9 protein-coding genes and 1 pseudogene are annotated in these 7619 nt (G+C 71.1%); 3 read left to right on the top strand and 7 right to left on the bottom strand.

Annotated elements, in window-relative coordinates; all coding sequences use genetic code 11:
* Positions 1-1111, bottom strand: a 1111-nt coding sequence (locus E1264_RS37320) for a S8 family serine peptidase (RefSeq protein WP_132181396.1), incomplete at its 3' end; no start/stop codon positions are given.
* 217 nt (positions 1112-1328) lie between these two features.
* On the opposite strand from E1264_RS37320, the gene E1264_RS37315 reads away from it, so the two are divergent.
* From E1264_RS37315 to E1264_RS37305, 3 genes are all read left to right on the top strand, one after another.
* Positions 1329-2075, top strand: coding sequence for a hypothetical protein (locus E1264_RS37315; protein ID WP_132181394.1), 747 nt, complete (start codon positions 1329-1331; stop codon positions 2073-2075).
* Positions 2072-2677, top strand: coding sequence for a hypothetical protein (locus tag E1264_RS37310; protein WP_132181392.1), 606 nt, complete (start codon positions 2072-2074; stop codon positions 2675-2677). Before E1264_RS37315 ends, E1264_RS37310 begins: the two co-directional genes overlap by 4 nt.
* Positions 2678-2790: 113 nt before the next feature.
* Positions 2791-3426, top strand: a complete 636-nt coding sequence (locus E1264_RS37305; protein ID WP_132181390.1) for a hypothetical protein — start codon at positions 2791-2793, stop codon at positions 3424-3426.
* Here E1264_RS37305 and E1264_RS37300 read toward each other — a convergent pair.
* The 6 genes and pseudogenes from E1264_RS37300 to E1264_RS44095 all read right to left on the bottom strand — a co-directional run.
* Positions 3314-4615, bottom strand: coding sequence for a hypothetical protein (locus E1264_RS37300; RefSeq protein WP_132181388.1), 1302 nt, complete (start codon positions 4613-4615; stop codon positions 3314-3316). The two genes, E1264_RS37305 and E1264_RS37300, sit on opposite strands and share 113 nt — an antisense overlap.
* Before the next feature lie 192 nt (positions 4616-4807).
* Positions 4808-5122 carry a DUF1416 domain-containing protein gene (locus E1264_RS37295; RefSeq protein ID WP_132181386.1) on the bottom strand — a complete coding sequence of 105 codons (315 nt, stop codon included), beginning with the start codon at positions 5120-5122 and terminating at the stop codon, positions 4808-4810.
* Positions 5123-5133: 11 nt separating this feature from the next.
* A complete protein-coding gene (locus tag E1264_RS37290; RefSeq protein ID WP_132181384.1) occupies positions 5134-5973 on the bottom strand; it encodes a sulfurtransferase in 840 nt (279 codons plus the stop codon).
* Positions 5970-6407, bottom strand: a complete 438-nt coding sequence (locus tag E1264_RS37285; protein ID WP_132181382.1) for a DUF4395 domain-containing protein — start codon at positions 6405-6407, stop codon at positions 5970-5972. Before E1264_RS37285 ends, E1264_RS37290 begins: the two co-directional genes overlap by 4 nt.
* A 244-nt stretch (positions 6408-6651) precedes the next feature.
* Positions 6652-6972 carry a thioredoxin family protein gene (locus E1264_RS37280; protein ID WP_243711411.1) on the bottom strand — a complete coding sequence of 107 codons (321 nt, stop codon included), beginning with the start codon at positions 6970-6972 and terminating at the stop codon, positions 6652-6654.
* A gap of 194 nt (positions 6973-7166) precedes the next feature.
* Positions 7167-7619 (bottom strand): annotated as a pseudogene (locus E1264_RS44095) (hypothetical protein); the annotation flags it as partial.

Below are 7619 nucleotides of genomic sequence, written 5' to 3'. Positions count from 1 at the left end.
CGATGATGGCGGCGGCCGCCAGGGACGCGGCGGTGAAGGACAGCGCCAGGTTGCGGCCGAGGCGGTCATCGGGGGGCGGCTGGTCGATGGAGACGCGCTGGACGCCCACGGCGGCCGGGGGCTTGCCCGTGCCGCCCGTGCCGACGGTGGTGACCGCGCGGAGGGGGTTCACCACGCCCGAGCCGGTGCCCTCGACCTGGGCGCCGTCCGCGGTCTGCTCGATCCGCTGCTTGACCTGCATGTAGTTCAGGTTCGGGTTGAAGGAGCGGATCAGCGCGGCGGTGCCGGCGATGTAGGGGGCGGCGAGACTGGTGCCGTTGTCGATCTTGTAGGAGTTGCGGGGCCAGGTGCTGATGACGTTCTGGCCGGGCGCGGTCACGCTGACCGGGGTCACGGTGTTGGAGAAGCCGGCGAGAGTGCCGTCCTTGTTCAGGGCGCCGACGGAGATCACGCCGGGGTAGCTCGCCGGGTACGCCTTCTGCGGGGTCTGCTTGGTCTGGTCGGTGAGGTTGCCGGCCACCGAGACGATCACGACGTCGCGCTGCTGGGCGTAGTGGACGGCCTTGCGCAGGTCCGGCAGGTCGGGCGACTGGGACGAGATGTTGATCACCTTGGCGCCCAGGTCGACGGCCTTGCGGATGCCGGCCGCGGCCCAGCCCGGCTGGTTGCCCTGCGACTTGACGGCCATCTTCACCGAGATGATCTCGGCCTCGGGCGCGACGCCGATGAACGGGATGCCCTGGCCGCGCAGGTCCTGCGCGCCGATGATGCCGGCCACCAGCGTGCCGTGGCCGACGCAGTCCTCAAGACCGGCCTTCGTGACGTCGTAGGCCTTGACGTGCCCGCGGAGCTGGGGGTGGCCGGTGTCCACACCGCTGTCCACCACCGCGACCTTCACGCCTTTGCCCCTGGTGTGCTGCCAGGCGTCGGTGAAGTTCAGCCGCTCCTGCGGCCACAGCTGCTTGGGGAGTTCGGTCGCGGGACTGCCGTAGACCAGCGGTTCCTCGCAGGGCGCGGCCCATGCCGGGGCCTGCTGGAGCGGAGGGACGAGCGCGGCGGTCAACGCGATGGCCGACGCGAGAGCGAGAGTCGACGAACGCCGCGGCACCATTCCTCCAGAGGCTGAGTCGCGTCATGAGCAACAAGCACATTACCGGGCTGTGCCGTCTCGGCAAGGCGGGCGGAGGTCAGCGCACCAAGCCGCGGCGAAGGGCCGTGCCCGGCGTGGAATGCGGGGTCCCTGAAGCGCGTGTGGAGGGTCGGCCTCCCGGTGCTGACGGGCGATGTCTGCCATGCCGGGAACGTGGTGAAGCATTACCATCGTGCGGATGTACTCGTACGCACCGGTTCCGCCGCCTCCCGCGGAGCCCGCCGGGGACCAGCCGCAGCGCGCGTCAGCGCGGCGCTGGGTCGTGCCCTTGTGCGTGCTGGGCGCGGTGGCCGTCCTCGTTCCGGTGCTGTGGGCGACGGGCGGTCTCGCGGAGACGCCGAAGCAGCCGTCCCAGCCTGCGGGTAAGGCGCTGGATCTCGGGCTGTTCACCGTCACCGTCCGCGACGCGCGGGTCGGGCTGGTGGACGGCGGCTTCGGCGGCAAGAAGGAGCGCTTCCTCATCGTGCGGATGAGGGTCGTCAACAAGGGCAAGGAGACCAAGTCCCTCAACACGGGCGGGCTGGCGGACGGCGTCGCGGCCCTGACGAAGGACGGGAAATGGGTGAAGCCCGAGCAGGTCGAGGGCGTCGCCGGGGGCGCGGAGACCATCGTGGCGCAGCCGGAGCTGCCGGTCGAGGTGTCCGCGATGTGGAAGCTGGGTCCGGCGGACGCGCCGCGGAAGCTGACCGTGGGGCTGCGCAAATGGACATACGACCACGGGTTCACCGACAGCACCTTCACCTGGAGGGTCGACCGGGAGAGCGACACGCTCGTCGGCCGCCTCACCCTTCCCGTCGCGGAGTCGAGCGCGAGCAGCCCGGAGCCGCAGCCGTCCTTCGGCACCGGCCCCCAACCGCAGGCGTCGCGGACGCCCGCAGGGCGCCCGGCGCGACGGTCGCCCTGGCCCACCGTGAGCCCGCGATGAACGTGCAGAAGGTGCTCCTGAAGGGCGGGGCGGGGATCGGCGGGACGGCGCTGCTCGCCGGTGCGATGTGGATGTACTCGCTGAAGCCGCAGGTCCTGGCGGCGGAGCTGGAGCCGATCCGGGGCGGCGGCGCGGTCGGCGAGGAGGTCCGCAACCGCGACTTCAGCGTGCGGGTCGAGAAGGTCGAGGCGGCGAGGTCGCTGGCGCCCGGTCTCAGCTTCGGGAACCCGCCCGCGGTCGGCACGGACGGGATCTACCTCATCGTCCGGATCAGGGCGACGAGCCACCGCGAGCCGCTGGAGCTGCGGACGGCGGAGCTGGAGACGCCCGGCGGCTTCACGTTCAGGGAGGACCCGCGGACGGGCTCCGCGTCCGGCGGGGCGCGGCCGACGTTCCAGCCGATGATCTGGACGCGGACCGCCTTCGTGTTCGAGCTGCCGAAGAAGCGCCTGGAAGGGGCGCATCTGGTCGTCGGAACGGGCGGGCTGCTGCCGCAACTGTCCGCGGCCGCCGACATCGACCTCGGCCTCACCGGCGAGCGGGCGGACGAGCTGATCCGGAACGCCCCCGACCGCTACGACGCGAGGGCGGGCACCCCATGACGGGGAGCGGATGGCAGGCGCCACACCAGGGCGGGCACCAAGCCCCTCATCAAGGCGGGCACCAGGCGCCTCACCAGGGCGGGCAGCAGGCGCCTCATCAGGGCGGGCGGTTCATGACGGCGGCGGTGACCAGGCCGCAGCCGATCGTCCAGGCGGAGCCCGAGTCCGCGGCGGAGCCCGAGTCCGCGGCGGAGCCCGAGTCCGCGGCGGAGCCCGAGGAGCGGCCGGAACGGCTGCGTCCTCGCGACAGAAGGATCCTGCAGGCGATCGCGCTTCTGTGCGCCGTCCCGGCCTTTCTCGTCGTGCAGTGGGCGGACGAGACCAACGGCATCCAGAAGCACCTGAAGCCGCCGGAGAAGGTCACCAGCGTCCAGCCGGGGCAGGTCGGCGAGCTCATCGGCGCGGAGTGGAAGGTCATCGGGCGCCAGCAGGCTCCGCCCCTGGCGAAGGACGAGACCAACGACGTGGTCGACCTGCGCATCGGCCTCGCGGTCCGTCCCGGGGACGCCGCCAGCGCGAAGTCGGTCGGTTCGTATGGAATCGTCTACCGGCTCGTCGACGACGAGGGCCGTGAATGGTCGGCGTTGGCGACGGGCGGGATAGGCGCCAGGGCGGGCGTCGCGATGCGGATCATCGTCAAGGGGACGGTGCCCCGTGCCAAGGCGGGCTCGCTGGAACTGATGATCCAGGCACCGAAGACGTCGCGGAAGGCTGAGGACCCACTGCCTTCGCTGCGGTTCGAGCACTGACCCGCGCCATGACGAGGTTGAACGCGGCCGCCAGCAGGCAGATCCGCAGGATCTCGAAGACGAGCGACGTCGCGAACCCGACGAACGGCATCACCTGGACCCACCACGTGACCTCGTGCGGGCCGATCAGCTCGTAGACGAACCGGCGGGACGCCTCCGCCGCCACGCCCAGGCCCGCGAACAGCAGGCAGAACGTCGCGAACGGCATCATCCCGGACCGGCGGACGAGCCGGAGCCCGTACCAGGCGGGCAGCCACATCTCCCGGAACCCGCGGGTGAGGAGCTCGCGGGGGCTGTTCACGCGGCCGACGCCGCCCGCCCTGGCCAGCCGCCGCGCCGCCCGGCTCCGGCCGAGCACGACCTGCTCGTCGCCCGCGTCCAGGCCGAGGATCACCCCGGCGATCACCAGCCAGATCAGCGCGCCGAGCACCGCGTGCTTGAACGGCGGCCAGAGGTCGAGGGCGGGACCGGCGACGTCGGTCGCCCACGTCCACGCCTGCCGCCCGCTGAACCACTCGACGCCCTTCTCGCGCAGATGGTCGATGCTGAAGATGCCGAACAGCGCGAAGTTGACCTCAAGGAAGGCGACGAGGGCGCCGATGGCGCGGGGCAGCCGCTCCTCCAGCCGCCACTCCGCGGCGACCTTCAGCACGAACAGCCCGGCGGTGAGGCCGATCGCGAGGCCGATGTGCTTCTCCAGCGAGAGCAGCATGTCGAGGGCGTCGAGCTGCCCCTGGATGCCACCCTCCTGGAAGCCGCGGCTCGCGGCCTGGTCGGCGAACTCGCGGGCGTCCTCGGCCTGCAAGCCCCACGCGAGGTAGAAGATGACGAACGGGAGCGCGGCGCGGCCCATGGCGCCGATGACCGACTCCTCGTTCCCGACCGCCCACGGCGTCAGGTCGCCGTCCGCCTCCCGGGCGTGCACCACGTCCAGGCCCTCGCGGACGCTGTGGACCATCAGCACCGCGACGGCGAGCGTGATGACCACCAGCAGGCCGATGGTGGCGATCGGCGCGACCGTCGCCGCCGTCCCCTTCATCTCGCCGAGCCGGTAGCCGCCGTACATGGCGCCGTCGCGGAGCAGCTCGCCGACCGTGAACCACAGGGCGAGCGGCAGGACGAACCGTCCCGCGAGCTTCAGCGTGGCCCAGGGGAGTATCAGCGGCGACCGCGCGGACAGTCCGAACATCGCGCTGATCGTAGAGGATCGGCGGCGCCCCCGCGCGCCGCGGGCTTCTTCCGGGGACGCGGGACGGGCCGCCGCAGGACGGTGGAAACGCCGGACCCCGCCGTCCCGGATGGGCGGGACGGCGGGGTCCGGCGGCCGTTTCACCGCGAAGGCGCCCGCATGCGTGGACGCCTCGGCCTGGAAGGGCTCGGGTCAGATGGCGACCTCGAGGGCGGCGACCTCGCCGGTCTTGGCCGTGACGGCGTTGTCGACGCTGACGCCGCCGGCGGCCAGCACGCGCACCGTCCAGTCGCCGTCGGCGGCGAAGAACCGGAACACGCCCTCCTCACCGGTGACGACCTCGGCGGTGAACTCGCCCGTCGAGTCGAGCAGGCGGGCGTAGGCGCTGGACACCGGGGCGCCGTCGCGGGTGACCTTGCCCTGGATGACGGCCTCGTTCGTCAGGTCGACGGTCGCGGGCAGGTGCGCCGTCTGCTCTGGGGCTGCGCAGCCCTGGGTGGTGGTCATTGCTCCTCCGTTTACTTGGGGGCGCCGAGCTCGATGGGAACGCCGACGAGCGAGCCGTACTCGGTCCAGGAACCGTCGTAGTTCTTCACGTCCTGCAGGCCCAGCAGCTCGCGGAGCGCGAACCAGGTGTGCGAGGAGCGCTCACCGATCCGGCAGTACGCGATCGTCGGCTTGTTCAGGTCGACGCCGGCCTCGGTGTAGAGCTCGCGGAGCTCCTCGTCGGACCGGAACGTGCCGTCGTCGTTGGCCGCCTTCGACCACGGGATGCTGCGGGCGGTCGGCACGTGGCCGGCCCGCTGCGACTGCTCCTGCGGCAGGTGGGCGGGGGCGAGCAGCTTGCCGCTGAACTCGTCCGGGGACCGGACGTCGATCAGGTTCTTGCTGCCGATGGCGTCGACGACCTCGTCGCGGAACGCGCGGATCGCCAGGTCCTGCTCCTTGGCCTTGTAGTCGGTCTTCGGGCGGGACGGGACGTCGGTGACGAGCTCGCGGGAGTCCAGCTCCCACTTCTTGCGGCCGCCGTCGAGCAGCTTGACCTTGTCGTGCCCGTACAGCTTGAAGTACCAGTACGCGTACGCGGCGAACCAGTTGTTGTTGCCGCCGTACAGGATGACCAGGTCGTCGTTCGCGATGCCCTTCGCGGACAGCAGCTGCTCGAACCCGGTCTTGTCGACGAAGTCGCGGCGGACCGGGTCCTGCAGCTCGGTCTTCCAGTCGATCTTCACGGCGCCACGGATGTGGCCCTTGTCGTAGGCGGACACGTCCTCGTCGACCTCGACGAGAACGAGACCGGGGTCGTCCAGGTGGGACTCAACCCAGTCGGTGTCCACCAGGACGTCTGAGCGGCTCATGCGGGAACCTCCCTCTCGGAGCGGAATTTCGCGGTGATACGTCGGATGAGCAGATACATCTCGCACCCGAGGCAGAACCCGAACGCCGCGTTCAGGAACGCCGCCGCCAGCGCGAGGGCGGTGGCACCGATACCGAGCCAGGTGATCCCCGCCGCGTAACCGACCGTCCCGACCAGGGCGAACACGAGGCCGACACCCTGCGCGAAGCGGGGCGGGGCGGCGTCCTCCAGTTCCCTGGGCGGAGCGAGCCGGGGGCGGATGAGCACTGCGTACAGCAGGCCGTACGGGGCGTACCGGAGGCCGAGGAAGGTCGCGATGGCGAACACGACGGCCTGAGCGGCGAGCAATGCCCAGCTTCCCGTCACCAGAACCGCGATCAGAACCGCAGTCGTGACCGACGCGTTGAAGCGCGGCCCACGCGGGTCAACCTGCATCAGGGTGCTCCTGGCGGAGGGAAGCGTGCGTACGAGCTAGAAGTGGAAGTGCTCGGGGGCGGACGGGCTCGATGCCTCAGGCCATACGACAGAGCGAGGCGGCCACGCGGCAGAAGTCGACCGCGCGGCGCTTCGTGAGCATCTGCTCTGTCCAGTCACGCACGGACATGATGGTAAGCCGACAATCCACGCGCTGTCACATCCATCTCGTCTTGCGAGACAGTTACATTCGTCTTCGCCCAGGTCATGTCGGTATCGCCTCGCCAAGTGCGGCGATGACGTCGGGCTTGCGGGGGGCTCCGGAGGCGCGGCGGACGATGCGGCCGGCGGCGTCCAGGACCAGGACGGTCGGGGTGCGGATGACGTTCAGCCTGCGGACGAGGTCCAGATGCGCCTCGGCGTCCAGCTCGATGTGCGCGACGCCGTCGACCATCTCGGCCACCTCGCCGAGGACGCGGCGGGTGGCGCGGCAGGGCGCGCAGAACGCGCTGGAGAACTGCAGGAGCGTGGCCTTCTCGCCGAGTTCGGCGCCGCCCAGGTCGTCCGGGTTGAGGGCTGTGTCCACCGCGTCGGTCCCGTTCTGCCGCCGTCCCGCGCGCAGCACGCCGTCGCGGCGCCGCCAGAGCAGGCCGAACAGCGTGGCGGCGGCGAGCACCGCGGCCGCGATCAATGCACCGGTCATCGACATGCACAACCCCGGGGGCGGGCGACTTCTTCCGCAGGACGGGTGGACAGGCGGTCAGGCGGTCGGGGAGGCGGTCAGGCGGGGATGGTGAGGAGCGGCTTGCCGTCCAGGCCGACGACCTCGAACGAGAACAGCTGGCCGCGCGGGAACATCGTCGATCCCGTGTACTCACCGTAGCCCTTGTCGTACGGGACGTACCAGCTGCCGAGCGCGTCGCGCCGCCCGTCCCGCGCGACCACCAGCAGTCGGCAGTGCGACCCCTTCGGGACGCCCGCCAGATGCAGCTCGACCTTCGTGCCCCATTTCTTCTTCGTGAGCAGCACGTAGCCGTTGATGTTGGTCTTGGGGTTCGCCGCCGCGATCCGCTCCACGCCGGGGGACGTCGACGCGGACGGGGACGGCGGAGGCGACACGGTCTCGTCCGACCCGTAAGGGAACACCAGCCCGCCGAACAGGGTGCCGATCACCAGGAGCAGGCACGCGGCGGCGGCGAGCGGCGCCCACCTGGCGACCCGCCTGCCCACACC

This window comes from Actinomadura sp. KC216, from assembly GCF_004348535.1.
Classification (GTDB): domain Bacteria; phylum Actinomycetota; class Actinomycetes; order Streptosporangiales; family Streptosporangiaceae; genus Spirillospora.
Note: the sequence above shows the minus strand (reverse complement) of the source record. Positions and strands in the feature narration are given on the sequence as shown.